Below are 14,338 nucleotides of genomic sequence, written 5' to 3' on the forward strand. Positions count from 1 at the left end.
CCCGCATACCTCGCGAGGTATGCGGGATGCCGGGGTACTTCGCGGGGCAGGACGGCGGTCGGGGTGGTGTGATCGTTCGCGGGGGCGTGAGAAGGCGAGACGTGGGCAGGCGAGCCGAGGAGGCAGCGGGAGCCGCATGAGTGCAGCACCAGGAACGACGGGAGAGCGCGCCCGGAGCGGCGCGGGGGCCGACCCGATCATCGTGCTCGACGGCGTGTCCAAGTTCTTCGCCGGCCGCGGCCGGGGCGAGGCGCGGGCCGCGCGGGGCGTGCGTGCCGTCGACGACGTGAGCCTCCGGATCGGGCGCGGCGAGGTCTTCGGGGTCGTGGGGTACTCGGGCGCGGGGAAGTCGACGCTCGTCCGGCTGATCAACGCGCTCGAGCACGCCGACTCCGGCACGATCGACGTCGACGGGCGCCGCGTGACCGAGCTGGGGGAGCGGGGGCTGCGCGAGCTGCGCGCGAACATCGGGATGGTGTTCCAGCAGTTCAACCTGTTCGGCGCCCGGACCGTCGCGCGCAACGTCGAGTACCCGCTGCGGCTCGCCGGCTGGCCGCGTGACAAGCGCCGCGCCCGGGTCGCTGAGCTGCTGGAGTTCGTCGGGCTGACCGAGAAGGCCCGCTCGTACCCGGCCCAGCTCTCGGGCGGTCAGAAGCAGCGCGTCGGGATTGCTCGCGCGCTCGCGACGTCGCCGCACATCCTGCTCGCCGACGAGGCCACCAGCGCGCTCGACCCCGAGACCACGCGCGACGTCCTCGACCTGCTCCGTCGCGTGAACCGCGAGCTCGGCGTGACGATCGTCGTCATCACGCACGAGATGAGCGTCGTGCAGTACGTGTGCCACCGGGTCGCGGTCATGGAGCAGGGGAAGGTCGTCGAGCACGGCGACGTCTACCAGGTCTTCGCCGACCCGCAGACGCCCGCGACCCGGCGCTTCATCCAGACCGCACTCAAGGACCGCCCGGCGCCCGACGTCGTCGCGCGGCTGCGCGAGCGCCATCCCGACCGGCTCGTCGTCGTGACCCTCCCCGACACGGGCCGCGGCTTCGACGTCACCGCCTTCACCAGCGGGCTCGACGCGCGGGCCTCGGTCGTCTACGGCGGCGTCACCGAGGTCGGGGACCGGCCCTTCGGCAGCCTCACCCTCGAGCTCACGGGAGCCCAGGCGGACGAGGCGTTCGAGCGGCTGCGCGCCGCGGCGCCCGTCGTCGACCTCGGGACGGCGGCCGAACCCCGCGACGACGACCGCTGGGTCGCCACCACGCCCGGGAAGGAGGACGCCTGATGATCGTCCACGCCACCAACGAGTGGACCTGGGACTACTACGGTCCGCTGCTGCGCCAGGCCATCGGCGAGACCCTCCAGATGGTCCTCACCGCCCTGGTGATCGGCGGGATCCTCGGCCTCGTCTACGGGCTGGGCCTCTACGCGACCCGGCGTGGCGGGCTCTACCAGAGCCGCTGGGCGTACGGGGTGCTGAGCTTCGTGGTGAACCTCGTCCGGCCGATCCCGTTCATCATCTTCCTCACGGCCGTGCGCCCCGCGACCATCGCGATCACGGGCACCTCGCTCGGGGTGAAGGCCGCGATCTTCCCGATGACGGTCGTGACGATCGTCGCGACCGCGCGGCTCGTCGAGCAGAACCTCGTCTCCGCCGACCCGGGGGTGATCGAGGCGGCCCGTGCGATGGGCGCCTCCAAGGTGAACGCGCTGGTCCGGGTGCTCGTCCCCGAGGCGCTCGCGCCCCTCATCCTCGGGTACGCGTTCCTGTTCGTCGGCGTGCTCGACATGTCGGCCGTCGCCGGCGCGGTCGGCGCGGGTGGACTCGGGAACTTCGCGATCTCCTACGGCTACAACCGCTACAACGACGTCGTCACCTGGGTCGCGGTCGCCGTCATCATCGTCATGGTGCAGCTCGCCCAGATGCTCGGGAACACCCTCGCGCGGAGGGTGCTCCACCGGTGAGCGCGCGGCCGGCCGACTGGGATCCCGCGCACTACCTGCGGTTCTCCGACGAGCGCAGCCGGCCGTTCCACGACCTGCTCGCGCGCGTCCCCGGGGACCCGCACACCGTGCTCGACCTGGGCGTGGGCCCCGGCCACCTGGTCGCCGCGATCCACGCCCGCTGGCCGGGCGCCGTCGTGACCGGTGTCGACTCGTCGCCCGCGATGGTCGAGCAGGCACGGGCCGAGCACGGAGCGGAGGCGACCTTCGTCCTCGCCGACCTCGCGACGTACGTGCCCGACGGCGTCCCCGACCTGGTCGTCAGCAACGCCGCCCTGCAATGGGTACCCGGGCACCTGGACGTGCTCGCCCGCTGGCGGGACGTCGTCGGGCGGGGCGCCGGTGGGACGCTCGCGGTCCAGGTGCCCGCGAACCAGGACGCTCCGAGCCACACGATCCTCAACGAGCTCGCGGCGGCCGACCCGTACGCGCGGTGGACGCAGGGCACCGCGCGCGTGCACGTGCACCGCGCCGAGGAGTACCTCGAGGTCCTCGCCGGGCCCGGCTGGACCGTGGACGCCTGGGAGACGACGTACCTGCACGTCCTCCAGGGCTCCGACGCGGTCTTCACCTGGATCTCCGCGACGGGCGCACGCCCCGTCCTCGCCGCCCTGCCCGACGACGTCCGGCCGGGCTTCGAGGAGGAGTACAAGGCGCGGCTCCACGCCGCATACCCCGAGCGGTCGTACGGGACGGTGCTCCCGTTCCGCCGGACGTTCGTCGTCGTGACGCGCGACTGACCGCCTCGGTCAGCGGGACGTGAGGTCCGCCACCGCCTTGGCGATGCGGCGCTCGCGCGTCTCGGGCGCCTTGGCCTGCACGACCGGGTCGACGTAGCGCCGCTTCCCGCTGAACGACAGGGCGTCGAACGCGGCCCGCGCGCCCGGCTCGGCGTCGAGCGCCTGCGACAGGTCGCCCGGGACCTCGAGCTCGCGCGGCGCGTCGTCGCGCTCGATCTCGACGTCGACGACGTCGCCCGCGGCGATCCCCGCCCGGGCCCGGTTCTCCGCGCTCACGGGGATCAGGGCGCGCCCGTCCATCGCGCCGATCGTCGTGCGGTACGTGTGGTCGCCGATGGCCACCGTGACCGCGGGACGCCGGCCGCCGCCGAGCGCCTCGACGACGTCCGGCGGCACCTCGATCCCGGTGGCCGTCCTCCCGTTGAGCTCGAGCGTCGCGCGGAACCTCATTCGTCTCCCCTGCCCTCCGTCGGGTGCGCCGCTTCGATCCTCGCGCGCACCGGACGACCGCACAACGCCACGGGCGTGAGCCCGGGCGCGTCCCTCACTGGCGGCGGAGCGTCCTGAACGTCGGGCAGTCGAACGGGTCGCGTGCGGCGAGGCCCACCCGGTTGAGGTACTTCACGACGATGCCGTAGGACCGCAGCGTCGTCGTCTCCGTGTAGGGGACGCCGATGCGCGCGCAGTGCTCGCGGACGATCTCTCGTGCCCGCGCGAGGTGCGGCCGCGGCATGCTCGGGAACAGGTGGTGCTCGACCTGGAAGTTCAGACCGCCGTACACCGCGGTGAGCCCCCGGTCCGTGACGAGCCGGCCGCCCACGATGTTCCGCGACGTCAGCACCTGGCGCGACAGGAAGTCGAGCTTCGAGTCGTGGGGGATGATCGCCATGCCCTTGTGGTTCGGGGCGAACGATGCGCCCATGTAGACGCCGAACACCGCGAGGTGGACCCCGACGAACGCCGCCGCGATCCCGGGCGGCAGCAGCCAGAACACGACACCCAGGTACACGGCGAGCCGGACGGCGATCGTCACGACCTCGCGGACCCAGCCCTCGCGACGGTCCGTCACGAGGCTCTTGATCGACGCGACGTGCAGGTTCAGCCCCTCGAGCGTGAGGAGCGGGAAGAACATCCAGCCCTGACGCCGCGTGAGCACGGCCCGCCAGCCGGTCTGCCTCGCGGCCTGCTCCTCGGTGAAGGAGATCGTGTCGAACTCGATGTCCGGGTCCTTGCCGAGCTTGTTCGGGTTCGCGTGGTGACGGGTGTGCTTGTTCATCCACCACGAGTACGAGATCCCGACGACGCCGTTCGCGAGCCAGCGGCCGACGCGGTCGTTGACGGGACCCGACGTGAAGATCTGACGGTGCGAGGCCTCGTGGCCGAGGAACGCGAACTGCGTCAGCACGACGCCGAGGACGCCCGCGAGGGCGAGCTGCCACCAGGTGTCGCCCAGCAGCACCACCCCGACGAAGACGCCGGCGAAGACGGCGCCGAGGACACCCGCCGTGGTGCCGTAGAACCCCAGGGTGCGGCGCAGGAGGCCCGCGTCGCGCACGGTCCGCAGCAGCGATGCATACGTGCCGGTCGCCGCTTCCTTGGGGGACGTCGCCAGGGCCGGGACGGTGGGGATGAGTGCGGTCACGCTGCCTCGCAGGTGCTCGGGTCGACTTCCCAGCCTGGAGTTGAGCGGACGCTCGTGGTGCGGATCACCCGCACTCTACGTGGTGGACCTGAACTATGGCTGGGTCCGGGGTGGCTGGGTGCGGGGCGGGGAGCGGCGGCCTGCCCGACGACGCTCGGGCTTCCATCCGCCTCGCTCGTTCCTCGCTCGGCTCCCGCCAGGCCCACCACGCCCTTCGCCGCCGTCGGGCAGGCCGCCGCTCCCCGCCCCTTCGCCGTCGGCTCGCCCCCCGCGAGTGGCGGGGGGCGAGGGGCCGTCAGGACTCGCGCAGCTCCAGGTACTTCGCGATGAGCGCCTTCGTCGACGGGTCCTGGGCGTCGAGCGCGGCGGTGTCGCCCTCGACGGCCGGCGCGATCTCGAGCGCGAGCTTCTTGCCCAGCTCGACGCCCCACTGGTCGAACGAGTCGATGCCCCAGACCGTGCCCTCGACGAAGGTGATGTGCTCGTACAGCGCGATGAGCTGCCCGACGACGGACGGCGTGAGCGCGGGCGCCAGGATCGACGTCGTCGGGCGGTTCCCGGAGAACACGCGGGCCGGCACGATCGCCTCGGCCGTGCCCTCGGCGCGGACCTCGTCGGCGGTCTTGCCGAACGCGAGCGCCTTGGTCTGCGCGAAGAAGTTCGCGAGGAAGAGCGCGTGCACGTCGGCGCCCGCGGCCACGGCCCCGCCGTCGCCCGTGCCGTCCTTGAGCGGGCGGGCGGGGTTGGCGACGGCGATGAAGTCCGCGGGGATCAGACGCGTGCCCTGGTGGATGAGCTGGTAAAAGGCGTGCTGGCCGTTCGTGCCGGGCTCGCCCCAGAAGACCTCGCCGGTCTCGGTCGTCACGGGCGTGCCGTCCCAGCGGACCGACTTGCCGTTGGACTCCATGGTCAGCTGCTGCAGGTACGCGGGGAAGCGGTGCAGGTACTGGGCGTAGGGCAGGACGGCGTGCGTGTGCGCGTCGAGGAAGTTCGTGTACCAGACGTTGAGCAGGCCCATGAGGACGGGCACGTTCTGCTCGAGCGGCGTGGTCCGGACGTGCTCGTCGATCGCGTGGAACCCGGCGAGGAACTCCTCGAAGGCGTCCGGCCCGACGGCGATCGCGACCGACGTGCCGATCGCCGAGTCCACCGAGTAGCGGCCGCCGACCCAGTCCCAGAACCCGAAGGCGTTCGCGGGGTCGATGCCGAACGCGGCGACCTTGTCGAGCGCCGTCGAGACGGCGACGAAGTGCTTGCCGACGGCGGCGGTGCGGGCCTCGTCGGTGTCCTCGATCGCACCCTGCTCGACGAGCTTCTCCCACAGCCACTGGCGGGCCAGGCGCGCGTTGGTCAGGGTCTCGAGCGTGCCGAACGTCTTCGACGCCACGATGAACAGCGTCGTCTCGGGGTCGAGGTCGGCCGTCTTCTCGTACACGTCGGACGGGTCGATGTTCGACACGAACCGCGCCTCGAGGCCCGGCTGTACGTACGGCTTGAGGGCCTCGTAGACCATGACCGGCCCGAGGTCCGACCCGCCGATGCCGATGTTCACGACCGTCTCGACGCGCTTGCCCGTGACGCCCGTCCACTCGCCCGAGCGCACCTTGTCCGCGAACTCGTACACGCGGCCGAGGACCTCGTGGACGTCGTCATCGACGTGCTGGCCGTCGACCACCAGCGGCGTCTCGGCGGCGTCGTCCTCGGGTGCAGGGCGGCGCAGGGCGGTGTGCAGGACGGCGCGGTCCTCGGTCACGTTGATGTGGTCGCCGCGGAGCATGGCCGCGTACCGGCCGGGCACGTCGACGTCGCGCGCGAGGGCCACGAGCTGGGCGAGGACCTCGTCGGTCACGAGGTTCTTCGACAGGTCGACGGTGAGGTCGCCGGCCTCGAGCGTGAGGCGCTCGGCGCGGCCCGGGTCGGCGGCGAACCAGCCGCGCAGGTCCGGGGCGAAGCCGTCGCGGAGGCCGGTCAGGGCCGTCCACGACGCGGTGGTCGTGGCGTCCACGGGGGCGGCGGGGGAAGCAGGCGCGGAGGAGTTCTCGGTCACGGTTCGACGATAGCCGGACGCGAGTTCGTACGTGGCCCTGCGTTGGGCTGCGGAGTAGCCCTCCGACGGGCGTAGGGTTCGTCGGTGGCCAGTGCGCGTCGAGCGGGTGAACGGCGGTGGTGGCGCCCCGAGCTCGCGCTCGTCGTCGGCGCCGCGCTCGTCGTGACGCTCGGCGTCGCGGGCACCAACCACCTGGGCCGCACGCCCTACTCCGACCGGCCCCTCTACCTCGCGACCATGGCGCTCGACGCGGACGGCAGTCTCGTCCGAGTCGACGTCGACGGCGACGCCGACGACCTCAGCCTCCTACCCGGCACGCGCGCGGTCGCCGGGGCCACGACGGAGGCCGCGGAGCAGCGGGCGTGGGTCGCGTCCGGGGACGTCCCCGGGGCGGGTACCCGCTGGGAGGGCATGGCCCGCGACGCCCTCCTCGACCTGCGCACCATGACCCTCGACGACGGCGCCGTCCTCGCCGCCGGTTCCGGCCCCTGGCGGTACGCGTGGCCGCGCGACGGGGCGTTCGTCGCCGTCGCGTACGCCCGCACCGGGCACCTGGACGACGCCCGACGCGTCCTCGCCTTCTACCAGCGCGCGCAGGCCGCCGACGGCACCGTCGAGGCCCGCTACCTGCCCGACGGCAGCGGCCCGCCCGACGGCCGCGCGCCGCAGACCGACGGCATCGGCTGGCTCCTGTGGGCCCTCGGCCAGACCGTCGACGCGGCCCCGGCCGCCGACCGCCCCGCCGTCCTCGCGCAGTTCCAGCCCCTCCTCGACCGTGCCACGAACGCCGCGGTCCGCGCCGTCGGACCGACCGGCCTGCCCGCGCCGTCGCCGGACTACTGGGAGAAGCGCGAGTCCGCGGTCACGCTCGGCACCGCTGCGCCGCTGCTCGCGGGGCTCCGCGCCGCCGCGCACCTGTACGGCCTCCTCGACGACGGCGGCGGTGTGTCTGCCGCGAGCGCGTCCGCGCAGCGGCTCGACGCCGCGATCGAGGCCGGGTTCGCGCCGTCGTACGGGCGGTACCCGGGCAGCGGCGCGCGCGACGCCGCCGTCGCCTTCCTCCTGCCGCCGTTCGTCCCTGCGAGCGACGCGGCCGCCGCCGGCTACGGCGGCGTCGACGTCGACGAGGCCGAGGTGCGGGACGCGCTGCACGCCGCCGCCCAGCAGATGGCCCGGCCGGGCGGCGGGCTCGCTCCGGGGGCGCACTGGCCGCAGGACGGCGTGAGCTGGACCCCGGAGACGGCGCTCGTCGCGCTCGGGGCGGCGTCGGGCGGCGCTGCCGACCGGGCGTTCGCGACGCGCCTGCTCGACTGGCTCGACGACCACCGCACCGTCGCCGGGTCGTTCCCCGAGAAGGTCCTGCACGACGGCAGCCCCGCCGGGACCGCGCCGCTCGTGTGGACCAGCGCGACCGTCCTGCTCACGCTCGCCACGCTCGCGGCGCGCTGACCACCGCCGCGTGCTGCGCCGTCGGGCATGCGACCCCGTGCGCCGACGTAGCGCTTCTCGCCCGAGGTAGCGCGGACTCCGTGCTACCTCGGGCGAGAAGCGCTACCTCGCGGCGGGTGGGTCCGCGACGGCGTCGTCAGCCCTGAGGCGTCTCGCCGATGTTCGGGCCGATCGCGGAGAACTCGGAGCCGCGCGGGTCCCTCGCGTTGACGAGCCGCCCGTACGGGGTGTCCTCGGGGCCGCGGACGACCGTCCCGCCGAGCTCGGTGATCCGGGCGGCGGTCGCGTCGGCGTCGTCGGTGCCGAAGTACGTGAGCCAGTACGACGGCCCCGGGATGCCCGAGCGCGGGTCGTCCATGATGCCGGCGAACTGATGGTCGTCGACCTCGTCGACGGCGTACCGGAACTGCGGCTCGTCGGACATGAGCTGGGTCGTCCAGCCGAGCGCGTCGTAGAAGGGCAGCACTTCGTCGAACCCCTGCGTGTGCAGCTCGTGCCAGCCGGGCGCGCCGTGCTCGGCGACGACCTCGAATCCCTGGTGCGTCCCGGGCTGCCACAGCGAGAACGCCGCGCCGGCCGGGTCGACGACGACTGCCTGCTTGCCGAGGCCCATGACGTCCAGGGCGTCCATGAGCACCGTGCCGCCGGCGCTCCGTGCGGCATCGACCGCGGCCGCGATGTCAGGCGCGTGCAGGTGCACCGACCACACGAGCGGCTGCTCGGGGCTCATGGGCGGCATCACGCCCGCGACGGGCTTGCCGTCGAGCGAGAACGTGCCGTAGTTCCCGTACTCCTCGCCGTGGCCCTCGTGGGTCCAACCGAAGAGTCCGGCGTAGAACGCGACGGTGGCGTCGAGGTCGTCCGTCGTGAGGTCGTTCCAGATCGGGGCGCCCGCGGGCACCGGTCCACGTGCAGGCATGATCACTCCTGGGTGTGCGGATGGGGTTGTGCCTGTTACGACTGTGCCCCCGCGTGGAACTCATCGCGCGTCGGTGCGAGGCTCGACGCGGAGGTGGTACCGATGAGCGAGAGCAGCACGACGACGCCCGCGCCCGTCCCGCGTATCCGGCAGGTCGTCCTCGACACGACCGACGCGCGCCGGCTGGCCGAGTTCTACCGACAGTTCTTCGACCTCGAGTACCGGCGGGGCGACGAGCCGCCCCCACCGGGCGAGCCGGACCCGAACGGAGCCGACTGGCTGGTGCTGCACCGGCCGGGCGAGGACTTCGGGCTCGCGTTCCAGCAGGTCGAGTCGTTGCCGCGGTCCACGTGGCCGGACGCCGCGGTGCCCCAGCAGCTCCACCTCGACACGACCGTCCCGGACGTGGCGACGCTCGACGCCCAGCACGAGCGGGCGCTCGCGCTCGGCGCGACCCTGCTCCTCGACCGCACCGACGACCCGGACGAGCCGCTGCGCGTCTACGCCGACGCCGACGGGCACCCGTTCTGCGTGTTCGTCGGCTGAGGGTGGCGCCGAACTGACCCAGATCGTCGCGCCGCCGGGGGGAGAACGACGATCTCGGTCAGTTCGATCGCGCCGCCCCGCTCCTCGCCCGACGCCGCCCGCGCGCGAGCGTGCGGCGTGCCTGTCATGTGAGGGTTTCGTCGGGCCTCCGGTGCCGCCCTCCCCACCTGGCCGGCCGGCCCGTAGGTTGCTCCGCATGACGCACACCGACACCGCAGTCACTGAGGAGCTCGTCCGCGACCTGCTGCGGGACCAGCACCCTGATCTGGCGGAGCTGCCGCTGCGCGAGGTCGACGGCGGCTGGGGGAACCAGATGTGGCGTCTCGGCGACGACCTGGCCGTGCGGGTCCAGCGCATGGACCCCTGGCCCGCCGCCCAGCTCAAGGAGCGCCGCTGGCTTCCGGTGCTCGCGCCGCGCCTGCCGCTGCCGGTGCCCGTCCCGGTGCGCAGCGGTGTGCCGTCCGAGCGTTTCCCCAAGACGTGGACCGTCATGACGTGGGTTCCGGGACGCCCGTTGGACCTGGGCACGATCACACGCGCCGACGACGCTTCTGACGCGCTCGCCGCCTTCCTCCGCGCGCTGCACGTCGAGGCGCCCGCCGACGCCCCGGCCGACACCGGCCGCGGCGCGCACCCGCGCGACAGCCAGCAGGGCTTCGACCACTTCCTCGGCTCGCTCGACGCAGCAGCCATCGGTCCCGACGCGGCGGCCGTCCGCGAGATCTGGGACGACGCCGTCGCGGCCCCCGCGTGGGACGGGCCGCCCGTGTGGGTCCACGGCGACCTGCACCCCGCGAACGTCGTCGTCGCGGACGGCACGCTCGCGGGCGTCGTCGACTTCGGCGACCTGTTCGCCGGCGACCCCGCCGTGGACCTCGCGGCCGCGTGGGTGCTGCTGCCCGCGGGCGCCGGCGAGCGCTTCTTCGCCGCTTACGGCGACGTCGACCAGGCGACGCTGCGCCGGGCTCGGGCGCACGCCGCGGTGAAGAGCCTGTTCCTCCTGGTCATGGGCCAGAACGGGGAGCGCGGACTGCCCGGCGGCAAGCCGGCGTGGGGTCCGGCGGGACGCGCGGCGCTCGACCGGGTCCTGGCCGGTCGCACGCGCTGAGCCCAGCGGCGTTCGGTGATCCTGCGCGTCGTTCGGCCGGCGGCGGGCTCAGGCCGGGGCCGCGAACGCCTCGGTGACCCGTCGCACGCTGGACGCCAGCCCCCACCGCTCGACGAGCGCCGCGAGAGCCTCGGGGTCCGCTGGGGCGCCCGGGACGTCGTCGGGCACGGGGTGGGCCGCGGTGGGCGACGGGAGCGCGACGGGCGCGGTCCGCACGACGCGCACGACGCCGGGGGCGACGTCGAGGTAGTCGGAGGCCTCGGTGAGCCGGCGGCGCTGCGCGGCGGTGAGGCCTGGGTCGACCCCGTCGCGGGCCGCGAGGATGCCGTCGAGCGTGCCGTACCGGCCGATGAGGGTCGCGGCGGTCTTCTCGCCGATCCCCGCGACACCCGGGAGGCCGTCGGACGGGTCCCCGCGCAGGATCGCCATGTCCGCGTACGCGGCCCCGCTGGGGACGCCGTACTTCTCGCGCAGCACCGTCTGGTCGACGGCGAGCAGGTCCTTGACGCCCTTGACGGGGTAGAGGACGCGGACGCCGGCGTCGTCGTCGACGAGCTGGAAGAGGTCGCGGTCGCCCGTGACGACGTCGACGAGGTCGCGCTCCGCGGCCGGCCGCGCGACCTCACGGGCGGTGAGCGTGCCGATGACGTCGTCGGCCTCGTACCCCGGCGCCCCGACGCGCGCGATCCCGAGCGCCGCGAGCGCCTCGACGATCACGGGGACCTGCGCCACGAGCGCGGGCGGCACCTCCTCGACCCAGTGCGCGTCGCCGTCCGGCCCGACGACCTCCGCCTGGACGCGGTGCGCCTTGTACGAGGGGATCGCGGCGACGCGGAACGCGGGGCGCCACGCGTCGTCCCAGCACGCCACCAGGCGGGTCGGCCGGTGGTCCGTGACGAGCGTCGCGATCATGTCGAGCAGCCCGCGCACCGCGTTGACAGGCGTGCCGTCGGGCGCGCGGACGGAGTCCGGGACCCCGAAGTACGCGCGGAAGTAGAGGCTCGCGGTGTCGAGGAGGAGCAGGCGGCCGGTCATGCGCCCATCCTGCCCGGTCGGTACCGACACCACGACCCGCGGACATGGAGGAGGCAAGGGGCGTCGAGAAGTGCCGAGCGGACGTGGCGAGGCGGACGGACACTGGCTCGGTGCAGTCGGACGCTGTGGCGAGCGGGCTCCTCATCGGTCTGTCCGTGGGCGGCGGCCAGGCCTTCGCACGGCAGCGCTTTCGGCCTCGGCCCCCGCCGCCGCGCCGCCCGCTCGTCTTCCTGACGAGCGTCGTCGCGGGCTGGCTGGCTGTGCTCACGTTTGTGTGGTGGTTGGTGCCCGGCGACCTCTGGAAGGCGTGCGTCATCGCCAGCGTGTGGGGGTTCGTCGCGGGGGTCCTCGTGCGCGCCGTGGTGCCGCCGAAGCGGGACCTCGTCGAGGAACGGGCATCCTGGCGAGACCAACGCACGACGGTCTCGGTCGTGCGCGTGCTCCTGGTGCTTGCGTTGGCACTGACGATCACCGCGTTGCTGGCGAGGTAGTGGAGGCTCGGGGTGGCGGAAGGACGGCACGAGGCCACGGCGCGGGCAGGCGCCCCGCCGCGCCAGCACCCGGGTACCGCTCCGGGTAGTACCGCGGTCCGACGCGCCGCGCCCGACCCGCCAATACGGTGGGGGACATGACCGCGGCGGGCACGACGAGCCCGGGCGCGCCGGCGACACCCGGCCCGCTCGACCGCCGCCGCCCCCGGGTGTTCTTCGCGATCCTGCTCGCGTTCGTGGCCGTCGTCGGGACGGTGGGGGCGTCGCACCGCTTCCCGCACGGGGCGCGGGCGCTCGACCTCGGGGCCTTCCTGCTGCTCGCCGTCGCGCCGCTCGTCGTGGGGTTCGCGCTGCGGCGGCGCGTGACCGCCGTCGTCGTCACCGTGGCCGCGCTGACCGCGTACGTGCTCGCGGGCTACCCGCTGGGCCCGGTGTTCGGGTCGACCGAGGGCGTGCTCGTCGCCCTCGTGCTGAGCGGGCCCGCGCGGTCCGGGCGGATCGCCGCCTGGTCCGGCCTCGGGGCGCTCGCGGTAGCCGTGCCCCTCGCGTTCACGGCCCGTGACGAGGGATTCCCGTCGCCGGCCGCCATCGCGGGTGGGCTTGCGTGGTCGTGCGTGCTGCTGCTGCTCGCGGGCGCGATCCGCGGTCGGTACGACCGGCTCGCCGAGCGGCGCGGCCGTGCCCGCGAGGCGGCCGCCCGTCGCGAGCACGACGCCGTCACCGCCGAACGCCTCCGCATCGCCCGCGAGCTCCACGACGTCCTCGCGCACTCGCTCTCCGCGATCTCCGTGCAGGCGGGCGTGGGCCTGCACCTGCTGGACCGCGACGTCGAGCAGGCGCGCTCCGCATTGACCCAGATCCGCGCGACCAGCAGCGAGGCGCTCGGCGAGGTCCGCGCGGTCCTAGGGATCGTCCGGGCCGACGACGGCACGTCCGCGGGCGGACACGCGGCACCGGGTGCGGGGCAGGGTGGGGGCCAGGTGGCCGACCCGTCAGCGGGCGACCCCGACGACCCTGCGGACGCCCCCCGTGCGCCCCGGACACCGTCGTGGACGCTCGACGCGCTCCCGCGTCTCGTGGACGAGTTCACGGTGCCCGGCGGGCCTGTCGCGACGCTCGACCTTGCCCTGGACCCCGGGGTCCGGGCGCACGTGCCGCCGCACGTCGCGGGTGTCGTGTTCCGGGTGGTGCAGGAGGCGCTCACGAACGCGCGCCGCCACGCGGCCGGGGCGACGCGCGTCGAGGTGCGGGTCGCTGGGGACGCCGGGGCGCGGGAGCTCGTGGTGCGCGTCCGCGACGACGGTGTCGGCGCTCGGACAGATGCCGCGCCCGGGGCGACCTCGGATGCGGGGGAGGGCGCGCCGTCGTCGGGGTACGGGCTGCGGGGGATGCGCGAGCGGGTCGAGGCCGCGGGCGGCGTCGTTCGGGCGGGGGCCCGTGGCGACGGTGCGAGGGGCTTCGAGGTCGAGGCCCGCGTCCCCCTCGCGCCCCCGGACCTGTCAGAACGTGGCGGCACTCTGCTGCCGCGAGCTTCTGACAAGCCGGCGGAGCAAACCGAGTTGTCAGAACATGGCGGCACTCTGCTGCCGCGAGCTTCTGACAACTCGGGAGGGGAGGACGGATGAGCGGGGGAACGGGCATGCCCGACGACGGCGCGATCCGGGTGCTGCTGGCCGACGACCAGGTGCTCGTCCGGGGCGGGTTCCGGGCGCTGGTCGACTCGGAGCCCGACATGACGGTCGTCGGCGAGGCGTCGACCGGCGACGACGCCGTCCGGCTCACGCACGACCTCCGGCCCGACGTCGTGCTCATGGACATCCGCATGCCCGGGCTCGACGGGCTCGAGGCGACCCGCCGGATCGTGGCCGACCCGGCGGCGTCGGGCACGCACGTGGTTGTCGTGACGACGTTCGAGCTCGACGAGTACGTGGCCGAGGCGATCCGGTCGGGCGCGAGCGGGTTCCTCGTCAAGGACACCGAACCCGCCGACCTCGTCCGGGCCGTCCGGGTGGCCGCCCGCGGTGACGCGCTCCTCTCGCCGACGGTGACGCGCCGCCTGCTCGCGCGCGTCGCCGACGCGACCCGGCCCGTCCAGGCGCCGCCCGGCCTCGACGACCTCACGCCGCGCGAGCGCGAGGTGCTCGTCGAGGTGGCGCGCGGGCTGTCGAACGACGAGATCGCCAGGACGCTGTACCTGTCGGAGTCGACGGTCAAGACGCACGTGTCCCGCACGATGACGAAGGTCGGGGCCCGGGACCGCGCGCAGCTCGTCGTGCTGGCGTACGAGGCGGGGCTCGTCCGGCCGGGCTGGACCGACTGACCTGCGCCACGGACGGCACGAGCGAGGTACGCGGTCG

14 protein-coding genes are annotated in these 14,338 nt (G+C 74.1%); 9 read left to right on the forward strand and 5 right to left on the reverse strand.

What is annotated here, in order from left to right; translation table 11 throughout:
• Positions 1 to 136: 136 nt before the first annotated feature.
• Genes ACFT5B_RS14615 through ACFT5B_RS14625 form a run of 3 tightly spaced genes read left to right on the forward strand, consistent with a single transcriptional unit; the run spans position 137 to position 2,744 of the window.
• Positions 137 to 1,285, forward strand: a complete 1,149-nt coding sequence (locus ACFT5B_RS14615; RefSeq protein ID WP_386799454.1) for a methionine ABC transporter ATP-binding protein — start codon at positions 137 to 139, stop codon at positions 1,283 to 1,285.
• On the forward strand, positions 1,285 to 1,965 hold the full coding sequence (locus tag ACFT5B_RS14620) for a methionine ABC transporter permease (RefSeq protein WP_386799457.1): 681 nt from the start codon (positions 1,285 to 1,287) through the stop codon (positions 1,963 to 1,965). Before ACFT5B_RS14615 ends, ACFT5B_RS14620 begins: the two co-directional genes overlap by 1 nt.
• Positions 1,962 to 2,744 (forward strand): methyltransferase domain-containing protein, encoded by a 783-nt coding sequence (locus ACFT5B_RS14625; RefSeq protein ID WP_386799459.1) that lies wholly within the window; start codon positions 1,962 to 1,964, stop codon positions 2,742 to 2,744. Before ACFT5B_RS14620 ends, ACFT5B_RS14625 begins: the two co-directional genes overlap by 4 nt.
• Positions 2,745 to 2,753: 9 nt before the next feature.
• Here the strand turns inward: ACFT5B_RS14625 and ACFT5B_RS14630 are convergent, their stop codons facing one another.
• The 3 genes from ACFT5B_RS14630 to pgi form a co-directional block, all read right to left on the reverse strand.
• Positions 2,754 to 3,194: a YdeI/OmpD-associated family protein gene (locus ACFT5B_RS14630; protein ID WP_386799461.1), complete on the reverse strand. Its 441-nt coding sequence runs from the start codon at positions 3,192 to 3,194 to the stop codon at positions 2,754 to 2,756.
• A gap of 94 nt (positions 3,195 to 3,288) precedes the next feature.
• On the reverse strand, positions 3,289 to 4,386 hold the full coding sequence (locus tag ACFT5B_RS14635; RefSeq protein ID WP_386799463.1) for a fatty acid desaturase family protein: 1,098 nt from the start codon (positions 4,384 to 4,386) through the stop codon (positions 3,289 to 3,291).
• Between the two features lie 295 nt (positions 4,387 to 4,681).
• On the reverse strand, positions 4,682 to 6,433 hold the full coding sequence (gene pgi, locus ACFT5B_RS14640) for a glucose-6-phosphate isomerase (RefSeq protein WP_386799465.1): 1,752 nt from the start codon (positions 6,431 to 6,433) through the stop codon (positions 4,682 to 4,684).
• A gap of 84 nt (positions 6,434 to 6,517) precedes the next feature.
• Between pgi and ACFT5B_RS14645 the strand changes: the two genes are divergently transcribed.
• Positions 6,518 to 7,882, forward strand: a complete 1,365-nt coding sequence (locus tag ACFT5B_RS14645) for a glycoside hydrolase family 15 (protein WP_386799467.1) — start codon at positions 6,518 to 6,520, stop codon at positions 7,880 to 7,882.
• Positions 7,883 to 8,018: 136 nt separating this feature from the next.
• Here the strand turns inward: ACFT5B_RS14645 and ACFT5B_RS14650 are convergent, their stop codons facing one another.
• Positions 8,019 to 8,801 carry a VOC family protein gene (locus ACFT5B_RS14650; protein WP_386799469.1) on the reverse strand — a complete coding sequence of 261 codons (783 nt, stop codon included), beginning with the start codon at positions 8,799 to 8,801 and terminating at the stop codon, positions 8,019 to 8,021.
• Positions 8,802 to 8,903: 102 nt separating this feature from the next.
• Between ACFT5B_RS14650 and ACFT5B_RS14655 the strand changes: the two genes are divergently transcribed.
• Complete coding sequence (locus tag ACFT5B_RS14655) at positions 8,904 to 9,347, forward strand: VOC family protein (protein WP_386799471.1); 444 nt, start codon at positions 8,904 to 8,906, stop codon at positions 9,345 to 9,347.
• A 196-nt stretch (positions 9,348 to 9,543) separates the two neighbouring features.
• Positions 9,544 to 10,455, forward strand: coding sequence for a phosphotransferase (locus tag ACFT5B_RS14660; RefSeq protein ID WP_386799473.1), 912 nt, complete (start codon positions 9,544 to 9,546; stop codon positions 10,453 to 10,455).
• 48 nt (positions 10,456 to 10,503) lie between these two features.
• Here ACFT5B_RS14660 and ACFT5B_RS14665 read toward each other — a convergent pair whose 3' ends face one another.
• Positions 10,504 to 11,490, reverse strand: coding sequence for a 5'-3' exonuclease H3TH domain-containing protein (locus tag ACFT5B_RS14665; protein WP_386799475.1), 987 nt, complete (start codon positions 11,488 to 11,490; stop codon positions 10,504 to 10,506).
• Positions 11,491 to 11,615: 125 nt separating this feature from the next.
• Here ACFT5B_RS14665 and ACFT5B_RS14670 point away from each other — a divergent pair, with 125 nt between their 5' ends.
• From ACFT5B_RS14670 to ACFT5B_RS14680, 3 genes are all read left to right on the forward strand, one after another.
• Complete coding sequence (locus tag ACFT5B_RS14670) at positions 11,616 to 11,981, forward strand: hypothetical protein (RefSeq protein ID WP_386799477.1); 366 nt, start codon at positions 11,616 to 11,618, stop codon at positions 11,979 to 11,981.
• Between the two features lie 137 nt (positions 11,982 to 12,118).
• Positions 12,119 to 13,606, forward strand: coding sequence for a sensor histidine kinase (locus ACFT5B_RS14675; protein WP_386799479.1), 1,488 nt, complete (start codon positions 12,119 to 12,121; stop codon positions 13,604 to 13,606).
• On the forward strand, positions 13,603 to 14,301 hold the full coding sequence (locus tag ACFT5B_RS14680; protein WP_386799481.1) for a response regulator: 699 nt from the start codon (positions 13,603 to 13,605) through the stop codon (positions 14,299 to 14,301). Before ACFT5B_RS14675 ends, ACFT5B_RS14680 begins: the two co-directional genes overlap by 4 nt.
• Positions 14,302 to 14,338: the final 37 nt, after the last annotated feature.

This window comes from Luteimicrobium sp. NPDC057192 (assembly GCF_042670205.1).
GTDB lineage: Bacteria > Actinomycetota > Actinomycetes > Actinomycetales > Cellulomonadaceae > Luteimicrobium.

Coding starts and splice junctions, on each gene's coding strand:
- ACFT5B_RS14615 (WP_386799454.1), top strand. CDS start 137: ATGAGTGCAGCACCAGGAACGACGGGAGAGCGCGCCCGGAGCGGCGCG.
- ACFT5B_RS14680 (WP_386799481.1), top strand. CDS start 13,603: ATGAGCGGGGGAACGGGCATGCCCGACGACGGCGCGATCCGGGTGCTG.
- ACFT5B_RS14665 (WP_386799475.1), bottom strand. CDS start 11,490: ATGACCGGCCGCCTGCTCCTCCTCGACACCGCGAGCCTCTACTTCCGC.
- ACFT5B_RS14630 (WP_386799461.1), bottom strand. CDS start 3,194: ATGAGGTTCCGCGCGACGCTCGAGCTCAACGGGAGGACGGCCACCGGG.
- ACFT5B_RS14660 (WP_386799473.1), top strand. CDS start 9,544: ATGACGCACACCGACACCGCAGTCACTGAGGAGCTCGTCCGCGACCTG.
- ACFT5B_RS14675 (WP_386799479.1), top strand. CDS start 12,119: ATGACCGCGGCGGGCACGACGAGCCCGGGCGCGCCGGCGACACCCGGC.
- ACFT5B_RS14650 (WP_386799469.1), bottom strand. CDS start 8,801: ATGCCTGCACGTGGACCGGTGCCCGCGGGCGCCCCGATCTGGAACGAC.
- ACFT5B_RS14620 (WP_386799457.1), top strand. CDS start 1,285: ATGATCGTCCACGCCACCAACGAGTGGACCTGGGACTACTACGGTCCG.
- ACFT5B_RS14655 (WP_386799471.1), top strand. CDS start 8,904: ATGAGCGAGAGCAGCACGACGACGCCCGCGCCCGTCCCGCGTATCCGG.